The 18108-nt window shown below is 50.8% G+C and carries 10 protein-coding genes and 3 pseudogenes; 9 read left to right on the forward strand and 4 right to left on the reverse strand.

Annotation, left to right across the window (positions count from 1 at the left end; translation table 11 throughout):
* Positions 1 to 43: 43 nt before the first annotated feature.
* Entirely contained in the window at positions 44 to 739 is a 696-nt protein-coding gene (locus BMZ14_RS10400; protein WP_074797263.1) for a Bax inhibitor-1/YccA family protein, read from the reverse strand.
* Positions 740 to 907: 168 nt separating this feature from the next.
* Here BMZ14_RS10400 and BMZ14_RS10405 point away from each other — a divergent pair, with 168 nt between their 5' ends.
* The 5 genes and pseudogenes from BMZ14_RS10405 to BMZ14_RS10425 all read left to right on the forward strand — a co-directional run bounded on the left by BMZ14_RS10405 (position 908) and on the right by BMZ14_RS10425 (position 5961).
* The gene (locus BMZ14_RS10405; RefSeq protein WP_074797265.1) at positions 908 to 1366 is read left to right on the forward strand and encodes a tyrosine-type recombinase/integrase; all 459 of its coding nucleotides are present in this window, start codon (positions 908 to 910) and stop codon (positions 1364 to 1366) included.
* Positions 1367 to 1523: 157 nt separating this feature from the next.
* Positions 1524 to 2306 carry a hypothetical protein gene (locus BMZ14_RS10410; protein ID WP_074797267.1) on the forward strand — a complete coding sequence of 261 codons (783 nt, stop codon included), beginning with the start codon at positions 1524 to 1526 and terminating at the stop codon, positions 2304 to 2306.
* A gap of 673 nt (positions 2307 to 2979) precedes the next feature.
* Positions 2980 to 3399 (forward strand): annotated as a pseudogene (locus tag BMZ14_RS15635) (TOTE conflict system archaeo-eukaryotic primase domain-containing protein); the annotation flags it as partial.
* Between the two features lie 37 nt (positions 3400 to 3436).
* A complete protein-coding gene (locus BMZ14_RS10420) occupies positions 3437 to 5224 on the forward strand; it encodes a VapE domain-containing protein (RefSeq protein WP_218145015.1) in 1788 nt (595 codons plus the stop codon).
* Positions 5225 to 5550: 326 nt separating this feature from the next.
* Entirely contained in the window at positions 5551 to 5961 is a 411-nt protein-coding gene (locus BMZ14_RS10425; protein ID WP_074797272.1) for a helix-turn-helix domain-containing protein, read from the forward strand.
* A gap of 42 nt (positions 5962 to 6003) precedes the next feature.
* Here BMZ14_RS10425 and BMZ14_RS10430 read toward each other — a convergent pair.
* Positions 6004 to 6897, reverse strand: a pseudogene (locus BMZ14_RS10430) (IS481 family transposase).
* An 86-nt stretch (positions 6898 to 6983) separates the two neighbouring features.
* On the opposite strand from BMZ14_RS10430, the gene BMZ14_RS10435 reads away from it, so the two are divergent.
* From BMZ14_RS10435 to BMZ14_RS10450, 4 genes and pseudogenes are all read left to right on the forward strand, one after another.
* Positions 6984 to 8462: a metallophosphoesterase gene (locus BMZ14_RS10435; RefSeq protein ID WP_074797274.1), complete on the forward strand. Its 1479-nt coding sequence runs from the start codon at positions 6984 to 6986 to the stop codon at positions 8460 to 8462.
* Positions 8459 to 12892: a P-loop domain-containing protein gene (locus BMZ14_RS10440; protein ID WP_074797275.1), complete on the forward strand. Its 4434-nt coding sequence runs from the start codon at positions 8459 to 8461 to the stop codon at positions 12890 to 12892. Before BMZ14_RS10435 ends, BMZ14_RS10440 begins: the two co-directional genes overlap by 4 nt.
* 247 nt (positions 12893 to 13139) lie before the next feature.
* Positions 13140 to 13391: an IS3 family transposase gene (locus BMZ14_RS10445; protein WP_074797276.1), complete on the forward strand. Its 252-nt coding sequence runs from the start codon at positions 13140 to 13142 to the stop codon at positions 13389 to 13391.
* Positions 13289 to 13603 (forward strand): annotated as a pseudogene (locus BMZ14_RS10450) (integrase core domain-containing protein); the annotation flags it as partial. The gene BMZ14_RS10445 and the pseudogene BMZ14_RS10450, both read left to right, overlap by 103 nt.
* Positions 13604 to 13678: 75 nt before the next feature.
* Here the strand turns inward: BMZ14_RS10450 and BMZ14_RS10455 are convergent.
* Together BMZ14_RS10455 and BMZ14_RS10460 are read right to left on the reverse strand one after the other, a co-directional pair.
* A complete protein-coding gene (locus BMZ14_RS10455) occupies positions 13679 to 14545 on the reverse strand; it encodes a response regulator (RefSeq protein ID WP_074797278.1) in 867 nt (288 codons plus the stop codon).
* Entirely contained in the window at positions 14542 to 17691 is a 3150-nt protein-coding gene (locus BMZ14_RS10460; protein WP_143071959.1) for an ATP-binding protein, read from the reverse strand. Before BMZ14_RS10460 ends, BMZ14_RS10455 begins: the two co-directional genes overlap by 4 nt.
* Between the last annotated feature and the right edge of the window lie 417 nt (positions 17692 to 18108).

An 18108-nucleotide genomic window follows, 5' to 3' on the forward strand; every position in this document is an offset into this window, starting at 1 on the left:
CTTTTCTCATACAAAGAACTCTCCAGTGCTAGTACTCAGCGCGTCAGTCTCTTTCTCCAGAGAAAGCCAGCAGCAGGTGCAGCAGGCTGGTGAAGAGGTTGTACAGGCTGAGGTAAATGCCCATCGTTGCCATAACGTAATTAGTCTCTCCCCCGTTGACGATACGGCTTACATCAAACAGGATAAAGCCCGAAAACAACAGCACCGCAACTGCCGAGATGGCGAGTGAGGCTGCCGGTATGGCGAAGAACAGGTTGGCAATGGACGCGATGATCAGCAGCACGAGCCCCACGAACAGGAAGTTCTGCATGAAGCCGAAATCCTTCTTTGTAACGGTGGCTATCCCTGCCAGCGTAAAGAAGATCATTCCGGTCCCTGCGGCTGCTGTTCCGATAATCTGCGCGCCGTTCTTGAAATGAAGCGCATATTGCAGCATCGGCCCCAGCCACCAACCAGCAACGAAAGTGAATAAAAACAGCAGCGCGATCCCCATCATGCTGTTGCGTGTCGCGCTCACTCCAAACAGCAGGCCCATCATCACGGCCAGCATCACCAGCGGCCCCATGATCGGCGCTTGCGCGAGGAAAGAGAAGTTGGTGCTCATCCCGATCATGGCGCCGAACAGCGTCGGAATCATGGTCAAGCCAAGCATCCAGTATGTATTGCGCAAGACCTTGTTGCGGCCGAGAGCAAGTCCCGTTTGCGCGGTCCGGCTTGAATATCGTAGTTCAGGTTGCATGACGTCTCCTTGGTTGACGAACTTATACGTGTGTAAGACTACTCATGTTTCCGGAAAGTTGCAACCGTAACATTTGAGGGACGTTCTTGCTGGCAAATTGGTGTCAAAAAGGAAAAGAGGAAAGGTTTTATTCCACGCCTCGGTCCAGGAACCAGGGGAGGGATCGACTTGTGGAGCGAGATCGATATCGCTGACGCGACCTGGACAATACCGGCTGATCGGATGAAAGCCAAGCGAGAGCATCGTGTGGCGCTGAATAAGGAAGCAATTACCTTACTTGAATCCCTGCCACGTACCCATGAGCTGATCTTCCCCAACAGCAAGGGAACAATACTGTCGGACATGACCTTGACTGCAGTACTACGGCGCATGAAGCGTGGTGACATCACGGCGCATGGTTTTCGCTCCACTTTCAGGGATTGGTGCAGTGAGCGCACCAATAATCCGAGGGATGTGGCGGAGATGGCCTTGGCCCACGCCATCGGAGACAAGGTGGAGGCTGCTTATCGACGAGGTGATCTTTTCGAGAAACGCCGCCTGATGATGCGCGATTGGGGGAAATTTAGCAGCCAGGTACAGACGGGTACTTGTGTCTTGCACATCAAAAAAAGAGTGCTCCTAACCTAGAGAATTTAAATCTCGGGATTAATGCGAGTTCGAATCCAAGTTTGAATGCGAGTTCGAATCCTGAATACGTGCCTCACTTGCGAAATGGTTCTACCGAACGGCACGAGCAACCCGGCTTCCCATTCCTCATATTGGCAATCCATCCTCCGGAGGAAAAATGAAAGGGCTTTATTCCGATAAAGGACGTTACAGATTTCATGTTGTAGAAGGCGGTGAACCGCTATCTGGACATTCGCCCATACTCCCTAATGAGGAGGAGTATCAAAGGATAACAACCGAAGGCAAGGATAGATACAAACGTCGCGCTCCTGTTTGGTGTGAATGTGACATGTGGACCACAGAGGAGGCAGCAAGCCTGCTTTCGGGTATGTTGCCCAGGAGCGACCATGAAGGCCGTATTTTCTACTTGAAATATTGCGCAGACATGGGAACGATTGTAATTGGTGGGATCGAATATAAGGATTTAGCATTTGGATTATTCACCCCCAACTTTGACTGCTATGGCGATGTCCTGCAGATATTAAAACGCTCCCCTGTTGTGGAAAACGCATCCCCGAGAGAGTGGGCAAGATACGCACAGTCAAAGGGGTTGCTTCCACATAAGAATAGGGCCCACATTGACAATAACCCATTGCTTACTCTTCTTGAGCCAAGCACCCCCTCCGTGGCGTTAACACGATCTAGGACGGCCTCAATATCCCGCCCGCAATCTGAAGTGCAGTACTCGACTCGCTGGCTGACTCTCCTAGAGGCAACCATTAACCATTTTTATAATCCGCGGCGCGACCCTGACGCAAAGAAGGAAGAGGTCGTGGAGTGGATCACGTCTACAGGTGCATATGCAGGACTGAAGGTATCCCGACAGATTGCCGAAACAATTTTCACTATAATCAAGCCGGAAGATCACGATCCAAAGAAGAAAGGGGCTGAACCCCTATAATTAGTATCCATGCGGGTCTCCGGGTAGGGGCTCACCCCCTGAGCCCCTACCCCCTCAGCTCTCTCAGCCTATACAAAAAATTTGGAAGCCATACCATGGCGGCGTCTCATTCAAAAAGGCGCACATCATGGCACGTCCCACTTCAGCGAGCATTGTTCCCGATGCTCTGAAACATTTCAATTCACTCCCTGATTCAGCACATGTCCGGCAACCGGTAGTTGAAGCACTTTTCGGTTGCTCTGGCTCAACCTTATGACGCATGGTCAAGCGGCGCGACCTGCCTGCTCCCTGCAAGCTTTCTGAACGGATCTCTGCCTGGAACGTGGGCGAGCTCCGCAGGAAGCTCTGAACGGGGGAGAACAGCATGGGACCTTACAGAACCCCGATGTCTTCCCTCGAGTGTTGGGCATACGCTGGCACCAACGGAAAAGATTCGGATATGTCGCCGAATAATCGGTGGTGTTGTGTTCTGGATAACGTTCGTCAACCACTTTCCGCTTTGCCTGGTGGAAATTTATCCATGACGTGTGGAACTTGACCCGTAATGGGAGGCGGGAAAACAACAGCAGACGCGGTGCTATTCAATGGCAAATAAAAGAGCATTGCCATGAACGGCCCTGTCCCACCCATCCCTCAATATCCTATAGAAGAGAACGTTCGGTCGGGTAGCAGAATGAATATCGTAAGCGAGACTTCCAATTCACTCATCGCTGCACTGCAGCCTGTAGTTACCCGCGTCCGTACCGATGTCTGTTGGGTAGTAAACCACCGCCAGCCGCCACGGAGTATAAAAGAACCCTTAACCGAGGCCAAACTGTTAAATCACGTTAATGGCGGTCCCCGTTACGGTGTTGCACCTATCAAACCTGGCTCATCGGTGACCCGGATTGGCCTTCTCGATTTTGACAGCCATAAAGGAGAGTTCACCTGGGCTGAGATGAAAATTGCTGTTCTGAAAGTTACCGAGGCCCTCGAGCGATTGGGAGCATCAGCCATCCCCTTCAAATCATCCGGTGGGCAGGGTGTTCACCTCTACGTCATTTGGGCAAACCCGCAGGATGCATTCAGCGTAAGGTGTTTTCTGCGAAAGGCATTGAAGTCCGCCGGCTTTTCAGATGGAACTGGGGGGAGTGGCGCAAGGGAAGGTGGAAGTGTTTCCCAAGCAGAATGGTGTTGCCGAAGGCAGATTTGGCAACATGTTCATCTTGCCCCTGGGCGGTCGGTCGGTACCTTTGGCGGCATCGACACTCGATGATATGGACAAATCCAAAGCTCATCTGATCAATTGGATGATATCAGCTGATGTTCCAGTGGTGGTTCTACCCAAGTATCGCCCCAAGATTCCCTTATCAGTAGAGGAGGTGGAAAAAGAGCTGTCGAAACTGAGTTCTGCTCTAAATGGCATCCCATATCAAGGGAGTGACAGGATTGGGTACACATATTTTTTGAACTTTGTATTTGGTATACATCATGCCAGCGGTGGCTCTCCCGAAGGACTGGCATTAGCGCATTCCTTCTTCTGCCGTGCGGATGAATATGACGAAAGGGAGATTAACGAATTGTGGGCACGCGCCAAGCACGAGCCCGGTACTGGACGTCCGGTGACTGCAGCTAGTATTTATCGTGAAGCTCGCAAGCATGGCTGGAATGAATCCCCTGAACATGATTTTGATAATGTAGTCACTGAGGGTCATAGTCCAGCGAAGCGTCCTTACCCATCTTTTCTTTACGACGATGACGGTGCAATACGCCTCACCATGGATAACATGGTTAAGGCAATAGAGCGGCCTGATTTATGCGGTATGGCGCTCGGTTATGACGCCTTCCGGGATGAGATCATGTACAGCGTTGATAAGGGCGTGAATTGGAGCCCCTTCAAAGATCCTGACTACACCAAGTTGCGCATCAGCCTCGAACGGATGAGGTTCAGGCCTCCTACCAAGGAGTTGACACGCGATGCAGTGCTGTTGGTAGCAAACACTCATCCATTCGATAGCGCACAGGTATGGCTGAATAGTCTGAAGTGGGATGGCGTGAAGCGGGTAGAAACTTTCCTTGAGGTTTATATACGGGTCGAAGGTACTCCTTATCACCGTGCGGTGAGCCGCTACTTATGGACTGCGTTGGCGGGAAGAGTACTCAGTCCGGGTTGTAAAGCCGACATGGCTCCTGTGCTGGTGGGCAGGCAAGGCACGCGTAAGTCGAGTGCGGTGGCAGCCATCGCACCAGACCCGAAGTTTTTTACCGAGATCAGTTTTGGTGAACGAGATGACGATCTGAGTCGCAAGATGCGCGGGCGCCTGATCGCGGAAATTCCTGAGTTGAAAGGCCTTAAATCCAGGGATAGCGAGCACGTCAAGGCATTGATCACCAAACGACAAGAAGATTGGACTCCCAAGTACCGAGAATTCAACACGATTTATCCCCGGCGCCTTCTGTTTTTTGGCACTACGAATCAACAAGAATTTCTGGCAGATGAAACCGGGAATCGACGGTGGCTACCGATTCGCGTGGAGCAATCAATCGATGTGGATCGGATCGCACGGGATTGCCCACAGCTTTGGGCGGAAGCTCGCGAATTATTCCTTTCTGGTGGTATTGATTACCAAGAGGCAGAGTCGCTAGCTACTTATGTTCATAAGGAACATATGTTAGATGATCCATGGGAGCCGGTAATAGCGCATTGGTTGGAAAAGGGTATTCATATCACAGGAGTTCCCTCAACGCTGCCATTTTTACGGACACACGAAATACTCCGAGGTGCTCTTGACATGGACATAAAATTCTGTGGCAGGGCTGAGGAAATGCGAATAGGCGGAATCATGGGCAATCTAAACTATAAACGTGTCAAGAAACGGGTTGGAGGAAAGGCTTCTTGGGTGTATGTTCCTACTGTTCCCATCGTGTCTGCCTCATAGGGAACGCGCAAAGCCTCTGACCAAGCGCATTTCGAGACTGTTCCCACTGTTCCTACCTTAATAAGTAAATAGTATAGGTATTTTTAGTATTGATTATATCTCTCAGGGTAATTATAGAAACTAAGGAGGGAACAGAGGGAACAGCAGTACTGGAAGTGTTTATCTGAGGCGGAATTGGGGGGGGGCTCGGGTCGGTTCATCCAAGAGTTGTGAGGATGAAAGCAGACACAAAAATTATAAATGTTTTGAATGTGCGGTGCCCATCCCGGCTGAAACGAGCGATATTATGGGTGCTCGAACCTTACACGTGAAAAAAGCGTGTTCTCATGAATCTAAAAATGAGTGAAGAAAAGAAGATGGCTTTCCTGACCCTTCTGGCAGAAACCTGCAATGTTAGCAGGGCAGCGAAGGCGATCGGGGTAGCTCGTATCACCGTGTACGAGTGGCGAGATGCCTTTGCAGAATTCGCGGCAGCATGGGACAAGGCGAAGCAACTGGGCATCGATGCCCAGGAGGATGAAGCGCATCGGCGTGCCTTTGAAGGCAATGTAAAGCCGGTATTTCACCAAGGTATGGAATGCGGCACTGTCAGGGAATATAGCGATACATTAGGCATATTCCTGCTCAAGGCGCACAAACCGAATAAGTATCGTGAGAATGCTCACCTCCATGTGTCGGGTAACCTGGATCTGGCTCAACGCATACTGGATGCAAGGAAGAGAGTTTGTAAGCAATAGAGATTCAAGTGTGATGAAAACAACTTCGGCTGACCGATAAAATTATCGCATTTTTTCGACTAGACGCTCGTACGGTGTTTTCCCGCCCACGCTGCCATGAGGCCTGTGAAGTTATAGAAAGCCTCCCATTCAGCCAGCTTGGCATGCAAATCAACATCGTCTTTATAGGTCAGTAGCTGATAGAACTCGCGCTGGTCTGTTCCATGCGAGCGCTCCACCTTGCCATTCAATCGTGGTGTTCGCGGTTTGATATAGGCGTGGCGTATGCCAGCATCCTCTAGGTGCCAGTGGAATTTGGCTTGGAACTCGTGACCATTGTCGGTGCGAACGGTATTGATCCTGAAAGGGAACTTGGCAGTGACGTAATCCACGAAGTCGATCGCATTCTGTTGCGTATGCCGCTCATAAATCTTCAGGGCGCGAATGCGAGTCGCATCATCGATTGCGGTGTATTGGAAATACCGGATCTTGCGGCCTTCCTCAGTCTTGAAATCGAGGAATTTCACATCGACCTGCACGTGGTGACCCGGCACCTGTTTCTCATAGCGGATGGTCGCAATCGACCTTTTGCGCTGCCGATCAGGCAGGCGATTGAGGCCATGGCGCTTCAATACGTTGTATACCCCACCGGAAGAGATCTTGATGTCGTGATAACGAGCCAGATACCAGCTGATTTACCTGGCCAAAATGATAAGTGCGGCGCAGGTAGAGGATCTTCTCCTCGATGGTGAGCGGCGTATGTAACTTGGGAGTTTCAGGGCAGGGCTTGGTGTTGATAAGCCCCTTCTCCCCATGTGCTGCAAAGGCCCATTTCCATTGGTAATACGTTTCTCTTGAAATTCCGAAATGTCTGCAGGTAAAAGCCACGTTGCCAGCTTTCGGGAAATATCTCTTTGCGCTTGTAGATTCATTGACGGCTCCTGGAAAACAGTTCAATTTAGTAACTGGTTGCAAATGAATTGTCATGATTACTTCATCTTCAGTCCCTCGTGAGGATGCCAAATCAATTAGAGGAGTTATTGATGAAATCCATCGCCACCCTTAATCTGCCCCAAATCTTTCCGCACCGCATATTCGTGATTTCCGATTTGCACCTTGGTGGCGAACATCCGCCTAGTCATCAAACGGCCCTTCGGGGTTTCAGAATTTGTACACAGACCGCACTGCTTGCTACCTTTATTCGGCGGGTTACGCAAGAAGGGGGCACGCTGAGACCCTGCGAACTTGTGATTAACGGGGATTTCGTGGATTTCCTCGCGGAAAAATCTGATGACAATCTGCAATGGCAACCATTCATTACTGAAGGAGAACGCGCGGCAAAACAGCTGTCCTTGATGATCGAGCGGGATCGAATCGTTTTTGACGCGCTGAAGGATCTGTTGGCCGCTGGCCACCGCTTGACCATTCTTCTGGGCAATCACGACGCCGAGTTGTCGCTATTACCCGTGCGTCAAGTACTCGAACGAGAACTGGAAACCGATGGTAAGCGCTTTCGTTTTATTTTTGACGGCGAGGCGTATGTAGTCGGCTCAATCATTATTGAGCATGGGAACCGTTACGATGGCTGGAATGTGGTCGACTACGATGGCCTCAGGAGGACGCGTTCAGCCCAATCCCGTGGAGAAGATTTGGCTCAAGAACGTGCATTTCTTCCGCCAGCTGGCAGCATAATGGTTGCAACGGTCATGAATCAGATAAAGGAGCAGTTTCCGTTTGTTGATCTGCTCAAACCGGAGAACGAAGCGACCTTGCCACTGCTTTTGACGTTGGCGCCGCAGTACCGTGAACATTTGATGAAAGTCATGAAACTGGCAATTAGAGCACAACGTCATTCACTGAACTCGAATGGGCAGCCTCGGTATGCGGGAGATATTACAGCGCATGGTTGGGAGTCAACTGAAGTACAGCTGGCGCATCTCTTAACCGCACATGTGAGTGATCCAGAGGTAAGTGAGTTCATGGAATTAATTAACCGGGCGGCTCCTCCCACCCTTGGCGGAACTGAAGATGAGATTGCTTCCAAAGGCGTTGTTGACTATATGTCTTTATTTCCTATCATCACAACCGCTACTTCAACTCCGCTCGCTTCAAGGTTGCCTGCACTTCTCACCGCTCTTTTTACATTGCGCGATGAACGTTCCTTCGATCGTTCACAAGAGGACGAGCAATACTTGGAGCCGGCACGAAAGCTGATCAATCGTGGGTTCAAGGTCGTGGTGTTTGGACACACTCACTTAGCAAAGAAGGTTGAGATAGGGGAAAGTATTTACCTTAACTCTGGCGCTTGGGCCGATTTAATCCGATTCCCCTATGATCAGCTTGGACAGGAACGTGAGCATGCGTTGGAATGGTTGAGTGGTTTTGCAAATCATATGGAAAGGGGGGAAATCAAGCCATACCTTCTACATATGCCCACGTATGTCCGTATAGAGCTGGACAGCGGAGGAACAGTTCTTCATGCGGATATTCACGACTTTGCGGAAGGCCAGCCAATTGTATGAAAGCTTCGACAAAAGCAGCCATTGCGCGAGTCGAAGCAGGTCCGTTAGCGAGTAGAAGCATTGGCACCGCCTTTCTTATTTCCGAACGGTATCTCTTGACTGCTTTGCACGTGGTGGGAGATCGCAAGTCGCTTCATAGCAGCGGTAGCTCCTTTTTTGAACCAATTAAGCTATTTTTCGGGGGATCAAACGAGTCTGTTAATGCACACGTCGTAGAGGGTTGCTGGAATACCAATGCTGATTGGGCCCTGCTTGAAATTGCCGAAGCTCCTCTGGATGCGAGGCCCATCCTATTGGCGACTCTTACGGATGGAGTCACACCAAAATTTAACTCGTTCGGATATCCGATTGAACATGGCTCGCTGTCCGTAAAAGGCGAAGTGAGAGACGTAGCCGCAAATTATTACGATGCACAAGTATTACAGCTTTTCTGCGAAGAATTAGGGGCGGGAGGAAGCCCCCTCAACGGTTTATCTGGCTCACCTTGTCTTGTAGGTGACTTTGCAGTGGGTGTGGTGAGAGCTCACCCAGTAAAAAAAGAGGTCATTGGAGCAGCCCAATCTATTACAGTAAAAAATGGCGTTCTGTATGCTTGCCCCTTGCCAGAAATCATATCGTTATGCAATCAGCGTATTTCTTCCCTGACTATCCTTGCACCTAGGGAATTGTCACCGGAAGCACTGAGGCTAATAGTTCATGGTGAGGAAAGGCCCGCACGTTGCCCCACGCCACAAGATTTTGAAACTTACCTCGCTGATAAACGTAAGGGATTCGTTGGAAGGAAGCGGCTATTCGAGCGGGTGAATGCATGGACAAAGAAGGGTCCGGGGCACGCGCTACTAGTTATCGGGGATCCCGGTTTCGGCAAATCCGCCATCGTGGCCGAAATGATCGAGCGTCGGCAAGCAATGGAGATTGTGGCATGGTTCTGCTGCCGGTGGGACTATCAAGACCAGCTTTCTCCTCGCGTATTCGTCGAAGCCATCGCGGCATCCCTTGCCGAGAATCTACCTTCCTATGCGGAGATTTTAGCAACAAGCGAATTACAAACGCTCCTCGAGAAGGCTCAAACCGGTACGCAAGTGGGACCCCGAACCCTGTTCGAGCAACTCGTGCTCGGGCCGCTTGGCCGGCTCCCTAAGCCGCCAGCGAGCCCGCAGCTTATTGTAGTCGATGCGCTCGATGAATCGCTTGCCGTACCTCAGGGCATTGTCGATCTGCTGGCCGGCACACTTCATCAGTGGCCGAAATGGTTGCGTATTGTTGCCACCTCACGCGACCACCCAGAGGTCTTGGAAAGCCTGCATGGAATGCAGGCGGAGATTTTGAAAGCGAATAATGCCGACAATAAGGACGATCTTAGTGATTATGTTATCGGCCGTCTACAGCTTCCCACAACTGGGGGCGAACGCGTCACGGACAATAGCCGCTACAGGTTCGTGATGGAGGTCGCACAGGGCAATTTCCTCATTGGAAAACTATTGATTGATGAAATTGATGCGGGTTACCTGGATCAAGAAGAGCTCGACAATATCAAATTACGCCGTGATACTTCCCTCGTCCCCCTAGGGTTACAATTGTTTTACCAACGCTCCTTTGATCGCCTTTTCCCTGAAGAGCAGGACTTCCTATCCGCACGCATGGTGCTTGCACTCACCATGGCCGCGCTGGAACCGCTCGATCTACCCACTCTCCAAGTCGCAAGTGGAGTTGAGAATGCCAAGCTGGGAGCAATTCTCAGAAAGCTGGCAAGCTTCCTACCGTTACGTTCGGACAAACATTTCGCGTTCTTCCACAAATCAGTACATGACTGGCTTGACGTCAGAATGGTCGACGCCAAATATGGCGATCCTATCGCTAAGCGCTTTGCCATCGATATACAAGTGGGGCAGCAATTATTAGTGCATTGGGCGCAACATATCTTTGAGGCAGATTATTCAAAAACGCCGCGTTATGTTCTACGCCATCTGCCAGCGCATCTGATAGAACTAGGGGACACGAACAGGTTACGTGCAGTCCTTTTCGACTTCAATTGGCTCTCTATCAAGCTTGATCAGCTTGGTATTCAAGCCATTCTGGAAGATTTCGAGCGACTTCCATTATCATTGGCTAAGCAACAGTCTCTGCAACTACTTCAGCGATCGCTGCAAATGACAGCGCATATCCTCGCACGCTCGCCGAAACAGCTAGCTTCCCAGTTGCTCGGCCGAGTACGTCAAGAAATGGGGCCTGAGTTTGTTTCGTTGCTCAATGCAGCACGTAGGTGGCGGGGGGGCGTTTGGCTTCTTCCTATACGTGTTGACATGCAGCCGCCCGGCGCCCTGTTGCGGATTATGGAAGGGCATGAGGGTGGGGTGGCGGCTCTCGCCTTCAGTTCCAATAGCAAGCGCATCGTCTCGGGCAGCGATGACGGGACGCTTCGGCTGTGGGATGCTGCTAACGGCCAGTGCATCGGCAGCAGCACTTATCAGGAATGGTATACGAGTGTAGTGAGGGTTGCTTTCAGTCTCGACGGCACGCGTATCCTCTCGGAGAGCGCTTACGGGACGCCCCTGCTATGGGATGCGGCTAGCTGCCAGCCCATTGGTTATCGGATGAAAAGACATGAGCTTTTCGTGAAGACTGCCGCTTTCAGCCCAGACGGCACGCGCATCGTCTCGAGGGAATTGGGCGAAACGCTGCGGCTGTGGGACGCCACCAACGGCGAGCCCATCGGGGGCCCGCTAGAGGGGCATGAGATGGAGGTGTTGAGTGTCGCCTTTAGTCCTGATGGCAAGCGCCTCGTTTCAGGCTGCCATGACGGCACTATGTGTCTGTGGAATACTACCACTGGCCAACCCATCGGCGTCTTGGTGGAAGGGCATAAGGATGCGGTGTATAGCATCGCTTTCAGCCCCGATGGCAAGCGCATCGTCTCAGGTAGCCGTGACAGGACGCTGCGTCTGTGGGATGCTAGCAGTTGCCAGCCCATCGGTAGTCTGCTGGAAGGGCATGGTGATTCGGTGACGAATGTCGCCTATAGCCCTGATGGCAAACGCATCGTCTCAGGCAGCCTTGATGGCACTATGTACCTGTGGGATGCTACCACTGGCCAGCCAATCAGCGCCCTTCCGTGGGATGCTACCACTGGCCCGCCCATCAGCGCCTTTTTAGGGCGGACTCGGAGCTGGTTCGGCTTCAGCCCTGATAGCACGCGCATCGTCTCGCAGAACGATGACGGGACGCTGCGGTGGTGGGACGCTGCCAGCGGCCAGTGTATCGTTACCACTTACTTGGAATGGCATGAGGTTAAAGCGACCTGTATCGATTTCAGCCCCGATGGCAAACGCATCGTCTCGGGAAGCAATGACGGCACCCTGCGGCTGTGGGATGCTACCAGCGGCCAGCCCATCAGCCGCCCAATGGAAGGGCATCGCGATGTGGTTAGAGCTGTTGCCTTTAGTCCTGAGGGAAAGCACGTCCTCTCGGGCAGCGATGACGGGACGCTACGGCTGTGGGATACTGCCAGCAACTCGTGCATCAGTAACCTATTGGAAGGGCATCGCGATTGGGTTAGGAGTGTTGCCTTTAGTCCTGACGGCAAGCGTATCGTCTCGGGCAGCGATGATGGGACGCTGCGGCTGTGGGACGCCACCAACAGCGAGCCCATCGGAGGCCCGCTAGAGGGGCATGAGATGGAGGTGTGGAGTGTCGCCTTCAGTCCTGATGCTAAGCGCATCGTGTCGGGCAGCCGTAACCCGGCACTATGGCTTTGGGATGCCACCACTGGCCAACCGATCGGCACGCCATTGGAAGGGCATGATGGTACGGTGACAAGTGTTGCTTTCAGTCGTGATGGCAAGCGCATTATCTCGGGCAGCTATGACGGCACGGTGTGGCGTTGGGACGCTGCTACCGGCCAACCCATCAACACCCCTCTGGAAGGATATGAGGGAAATAGCGTGCCAAGTGTGGCCTTCAGTCCCGACGGCACGCGCGTTGTCTTGGGAAGTGATCACGGGATCGTGCAGTTGTGGGATATCAGCGGCCAGTGGATCGACAACAGCACTTGCCAGGAATGGCATGAAGGTAGAGTGAAAAGCGTTGCTTTCAGTCCCGACGGTATGTGCGTCGTCTCCGGCAGCGAGGATGGAACGCTGCGGCTGTGGGATGCTACCAGCGGCCAGCCCATCGGTGCTCCCCTAGAAGGGCATAAAGATTGGGTGTTAAGTGTCGCCTTTAGTTCCGACGGCGCACACATCGTCTCGGGTAGCAATGATCGGACGATAAGACTGTGGGAAGTCAAAAGCGGCCACGAACTCACCCAAATTGAACTCGAATCAATTGTCACAAGCGTTGCCTGGCATGGCGAGATGGTGGCCGCTGGGGGAGCCAATGGCGCGGTGTATATATTTCGCGTAGTTGGACCAGATGATTCGCTAGAGCTATGATGAGCTACTGAGGAGGCATCAAAAAAGCGGTAGCTTTGTCAATGCAAGGCTGATTATTTCACATCATATTACTGGCGTATATGGTTCGCGGCACTAGGCTTCGATAGGTATGGCAAGCTCCAGATAGCGGCAGAACGCGTTCGCAAGCTGCATTTGATGAACGGTCTTGCATTCGGCTTCCAAAATTTGAGGTGTGGAGTTGACTCTTTTTGGTGGACACTTAATATTTTGCTTTTAAGGAGTCCACATGCCCAAAACACATCCGCCCTATCCGGCTGAATTTCGCCAGCAGATAATCGAGCTGGTTCGCGCTGGTAGGACGCCAGCCGAGCTCTCCCGAGAATTCCAGGTTACCGCACAAACCATCCAGAATTGGGTAGGTCAAGCCGCTCGTGATATGGGTCAACCCTTACCGAGCAAGGAAGGCCTGAGCACAACCGAGATGCGTTTGATAATGCCATGGCGGAGAGTTTCTTCGCCAGCCTGGAGTGCGAACTGATCGATCGCAAGACCTTTAAAACCCGTACCGAGGCCCGCCTGGCATTATTCACCTGGATTGAAGGCTGGTACGACCCCAGGCGGCGCCATAGCGCGCTGGGATATCTCTCACCCGTTAACTTCGAAAGGAGATCAACTTCTATTCCTGAACCAGATGTTCCACGTAATGAGCCCGAGCACACCTTAACGCAAGCTTGGGAATCAAGTCCCTAACCGTCTACGAAAAAGGGTTAACTCCAGTCACCGTTGCCAAATCCAATCGATACTTGTCTTGCGATTGCAAGCTGTTTATGACTCAGTAAAGTGGCTGTTGATGTAGGCCAAAGCTTGACGAGTCCCGAGTTGCTCCGTTTGAGGACCGGCCCTAACAAAAAAAAGCTCTTGGGCCTTCGACTCACCGGGTGATTTCCATTTCAGAAATACTGGGCGGCTAGATTGGCTGCAGCGAATCACAAAGATTGGCACGCCCTTCACTTTCACCGGTTCGGCCGCAATGTACTCTGAAAACTCTGGACCAATCGTATCTCTAACGAGATTCCAGAAATGGAGTTGAAATTTATCCAGATTCGGAAATTGGTCTAGCGTAACTCCAAGCACTTCCCCGTCATCCTTCACTCCTATGATAACGGTGCCACCTGCTGCATTTAAGAAGGCGACTATGGACTTAAGGACAGCCAATTCGATATTTGAGTCAGGACGCTTTGCATGAAGGTTAAAACGAAGTGTGGACTTGAACTCAACGGAACTACATTCTCCGCCGGCCATAACCCTCATGGCATCAACTTCAGCGCTATCTGAAGCAAGAACAGCTTGAAGCTGGCCGAGTAATTCGGTCGGTAAATTCTCTTTAGTTACGTAATCGGAGGCACCCAGCCTAATTGCTTGGATTGTCTCTTGCTGTGATCCTTCACCAGAAACAACTATTACTGGTGGCGGTGAGTCAATCTGCTTAAGCTTTTCCAAAAGCCACAACCCTCCCCAACGCCCGGGCGGCATAGCAAGATCCATCAAGATAAGGCTATACGAGTACTCCATAATCTTTCCGAGTGCATCTTCTCCGTCTGATGAAAACTCGACATCAATACCGTTAGACGAGAGAATGCTCGCGAATGTCTGAGCAGCATCAATTTGATCATCGACCCAAAGAATCTTCATTCCAGCATAACTTTTTCGAATTCCGCTACATCGGTCACAGCGACCTCGTCTTCGCCCGCGGCATTAGAAACTGCCGGCTCCAAGGAAGGAAGGTCGAAAAACACTCTGCTACCGCCAGGCGACATTCTTTCGAATCGAATTCTTCCATGTAGCTCTTTCATGATTACCAAAACTGTAAGAAGCCCTATGCCTTGACCACTTTTCTTCGACGACTCGAGCGCCAGTCCACTATTCAGCGCCGCAAGTTGTTGGTCTGTAAAACCTGAACTGGAATCAGTAATTTCAAACGTTACTGTCTTTTCCGTAGGATCTACAAGGTACTCAAAGGCAACTTTGCCTTCAGAACCGCTCGCTTCAACGGCGTTTCGTAGCAGGTTGGAGAGAACAGACCGCAATCCAGATTCACTGGACCATAAGACAAATTTTCCAGAAATGCCTGGCGGAATAAAGGCGATGCCCTCTGGGACAAGAGCCCAAGTCTCTGAGACCACCGACCGTATGAACGAACCAAGTTCTAGCGGGGCGATCTCAAGTGACACTGAGGAGCGCGCGAGTGATCGGATGCCCGAAATCTTCTCTTTGGCTGCATCGATATGGCGGCTGCCATCAGCCGCCAATGAGTAGCGTGCACGCATCTCACTGGCAATTCTTGCTCTTTGTGCAGCATCGGAAAAGGCGAGCAATTCATTCTTCATATCATGAAGAGTTGCCGCAATGGAATCATAGGCCCGTGAATCCAATTCTTCCATCTGGTGGTACGCTCCCCAGCACTGCCAGACGATACTGTCAAGTCTTGTGCTGGGAAGACTGGGAATCAACAATTCAATTGTCAGGCCAGAATCAGTAACGCTAGTGATAGGTAGCAATTCATTAAGTGCACACCACACCGGATTGTTCAAGAAATGTTTCTCTAAATCAATCGGAGTATGCGTTCGCACGGAAATGGATAGACGCAAGTAGAAATCCATGCAGCAAAATTGAATTATACCTTCGTTATTTCCGAGAGACTCAAGGAGTCTTGTTAGCAGATCGATTAATGCCAAATGGGAACCCTGAGGCTCTTGTATAACCGCACCAACGGGAATTAGCGACTCCACTCGAAATCGTCGACGACGAAAAATTATCTCTACTTGCTCTTTTAGATCGGAAACATCGACCGAACAAATTGCTCGACCACGTAATTTGAAAGCAGTAGCGAATTCCGTTAGCTTCCGAAATTCTTCATATTCTTGAAAGGGTTTTTCGACTGATAGAGGATCAAGTTGGTTAAGCAGTGCCTGCAATCGATCTAGATACTCGACCAGAAATTTCACTAGTATCTGCTGGCGTGACTCCCTACCAGCTTGTGCAAAAAGATCATAGAAGCTTGAAAAGTCATTGTCTTCTCCGCCGTCAGCCTCAATTAGCAGGCCAGAGAGTATCCCATGGAATGACTGAAAGTTCCCCTTACTTGCTGAATCGAGACCTAGAACGTCAGTCTGGCCCATACGTTTCAGCCATATGCCGAACTTCTCCTTGTTGACCGTTTGGAATGTTTTTACCAGATGGGTTGAAAACCATTTGCGAATACTCTTATATGACCCGAAAGACGGATGCTCAGCGTTTAAAGAGTACGCCCCGACTAAAATATTAAACTCACTTAGTAGAGTACGGGCACATTGGCTCTCAACTGATCGGTTCCCTTCGAACTCATGCGCTAAATACGTTTTCTCTGGAAAGACGATACAAAGGTCCTTTTCAGTAACTGGTGATTGAAAGCAAACGGCCGGCTTAACATAGACTGTGTCACCCACTGACGACTTAGTTTCGTATCTAACGCTTACACCGATTGCTTGGCACCTCTCGTTAAGTAAAGTTTTTGGAGACAGTGTGTTGTCTCGTGTCTTTTGGGTAGCTAAATTTGAGCGTAAATAGTGATCGAGGTCTGGAATGCGTTTCAATAATTCTAGAGACGAGGTAATTGACTGTTCTCGAGCAAGAAAAACAACTGCCATAAAGGACTGAAAAAACTCGCCAATAATGCTTGCGCGCAGAGATTTTTCCCCGTGGCCGACCAAGCACGCGTCTTTAGGTAGTACTTTCTTGCAGATTTGTTCGAACGCGTCTTGATTACTTAGGGCAGCGCTTCGATTCGCAAGCCCTCCAGTTTCTTGAATATCTTCTATAGTGCTTGTTCGGATAATGAAGTCCCGAATAGCCCATTGCAAAACGAAACTGCCAAGGAACGCCAGTAGCTTATTGCTTCGCCCAAAGGTTGGTGTTTGTCGGACTTCTGGATAACTGCAGTGTACGAATGCTAGTCCTAGTAGCTTAGTTGCCCAGGTCGGAAGTGAGAGGCTACCCGCTAAGGCGCGTAGTTCGACATCGTTCGGTAGTTTCTCTATTGCATTTGCAAGTTTTGGAATGTCAGTAGCGGGTGCAACTGGAATGGACCGTTGGTCTGCCAGCCTAGGAAACAGAAGTCTCAGGAGAGCACCTGCGGCCTCCTGTTCAGCCAACTTTTTTGAACGCGCTTCACCGCATGCTTTCTTTCCGGATGGTACTTCGGCTTGGACGATGAAGGTTGCGTCATGCGCTTCACCGCGTTTTTCTAGTAAAGAATATTTAGGCACACCGAGCCTCTGCGCCTGCGTGGCCTCCTGCAGAATGCTTTTACTGTCCTTAGCGACACTTACCGAAAAGTCCCGCAGTGAAGCAAGTGAAGGCAGAACAGTACTGGCAACAAAGTTGTAGCCAGCCAAGTGCGCGCAAGCACCAATAAATTGCGATGCAATTTCAGTATGTATTCGATTTGATAACCGCTCTGTATCTGTTACTCCATTCCCGAACGCCACCAGGTCTGCCTGAATAAGTGCTTGTCCTAATCTCGTGAAGAAAGGTTGCTGAAGTGATTGATACATGCGACTAGCTTCTCCAGGAGAACCGTCTGAAACACCTCCAAGAATGCCCCGAGCGCAGTACAACGCAACGGTTGCCTTCCCGAAATCCTCCCACACATCAAGAGTTGATTTAGGTAGGTTTGCAGCGCACAGGATCGCTTGACAACCCGCACTTGCAGAGCGATGAAATAGAGCGGCACTAACTGTCGGATATTGAGAGCAAACACTTTGAATCAAGGCTCGAACGGAGTTTATATCACGTGACACAAAAAGCGCTCCCTCTACAAAAATGTGCACACCTAACTATCACCTAGATTGCCCTCAGGCGGCCACAGAAATATCCGACGTTGTCACAGTATAGACTGGGAAATCTCAAGTCATTCTTGAAATTTGAATGCTACTTTTGCAGCATGACAACAGTTTCAGACGTAGTCAATTTTGATAATAGTGCGGAGAATCCTGAAAATCTGCCCGGGTTGACCTGCCCTCCGTAATTAGCTACGTGGTGCAGTAGAATCCTGGTTTGCTTGACCCGCCCCCAAAATCAGCAACGGTCTAAAGTAGAAAATCCCGGCTCTTTTTGCCTGCGGGACAAGGCATTTTCCCTTGCCTGGCGGGCGAATTCAGCGGGAGTTGCCCACTGCAATGCAGAGTCGGGACGCGTCTCATTATAGTACTGCCGCC

Origin of the sequence: Nitrosospira briensis (assembly GCF_900115125.1) — a bacterium.
Lineage (GTDB): Bacteria > Pseudomonadota > Gammaproteobacteria > Burkholderiales > Nitrosomonadaceae > Nitrosospira > Nitrosospira briensis_A.

Bases quoted from the DNA above. Each gene is read 5' to 3' on its own strand.
- BMZ14_RS10455 (WP_074797278.1), bottom strand. From the start codon at position 14,545: ATGAAGATTCTTTGGGTCGATGATCAAATTGATGCTGCTCAGACATTC.
- BMZ14_RS10445 (WP_074797276.1), top strand. From the start codon at position 13,140: ATGCCCAAAACACATCCGCCCTATCCGGCTGAATTTCGCCAGCAGATA.
- BMZ14_RS10425 (WP_074797272.1), top strand. From the start codon at position 5,551: ATGAATCTAAAAATGAGTGAAGAAAAGAAGATGGCTTTCCTGACCCTT.
- BMZ14_RS10400 (WP_074797263.1), bottom strand. From the start codon at position 739: ATGCAACCTGAACTACGATATTCAAGCCGGACCGCGCAAACGGGACTT.
- BMZ14_RS10410 (WP_074797267.1), top strand. From the start codon at position 1,524: ATGAAAGGGCTTTATTCCGATAAAGGACGTTACAGATTTCATGTTGTA.
- BMZ14_RS10440 (WP_074797275.1), top strand. From the start codon at position 8,459: ATGAAAGCTTCGACAAAAGCAGCCATTGCGCGAGTCGAAGCAGGTCCG.
- BMZ14_RS10435 (WP_074797274.1), top strand. From the start codon at position 6,984: ATGAAATCCATCGCCACCCTTAATCTGCCCCAAATCTTTCCGCACCGC.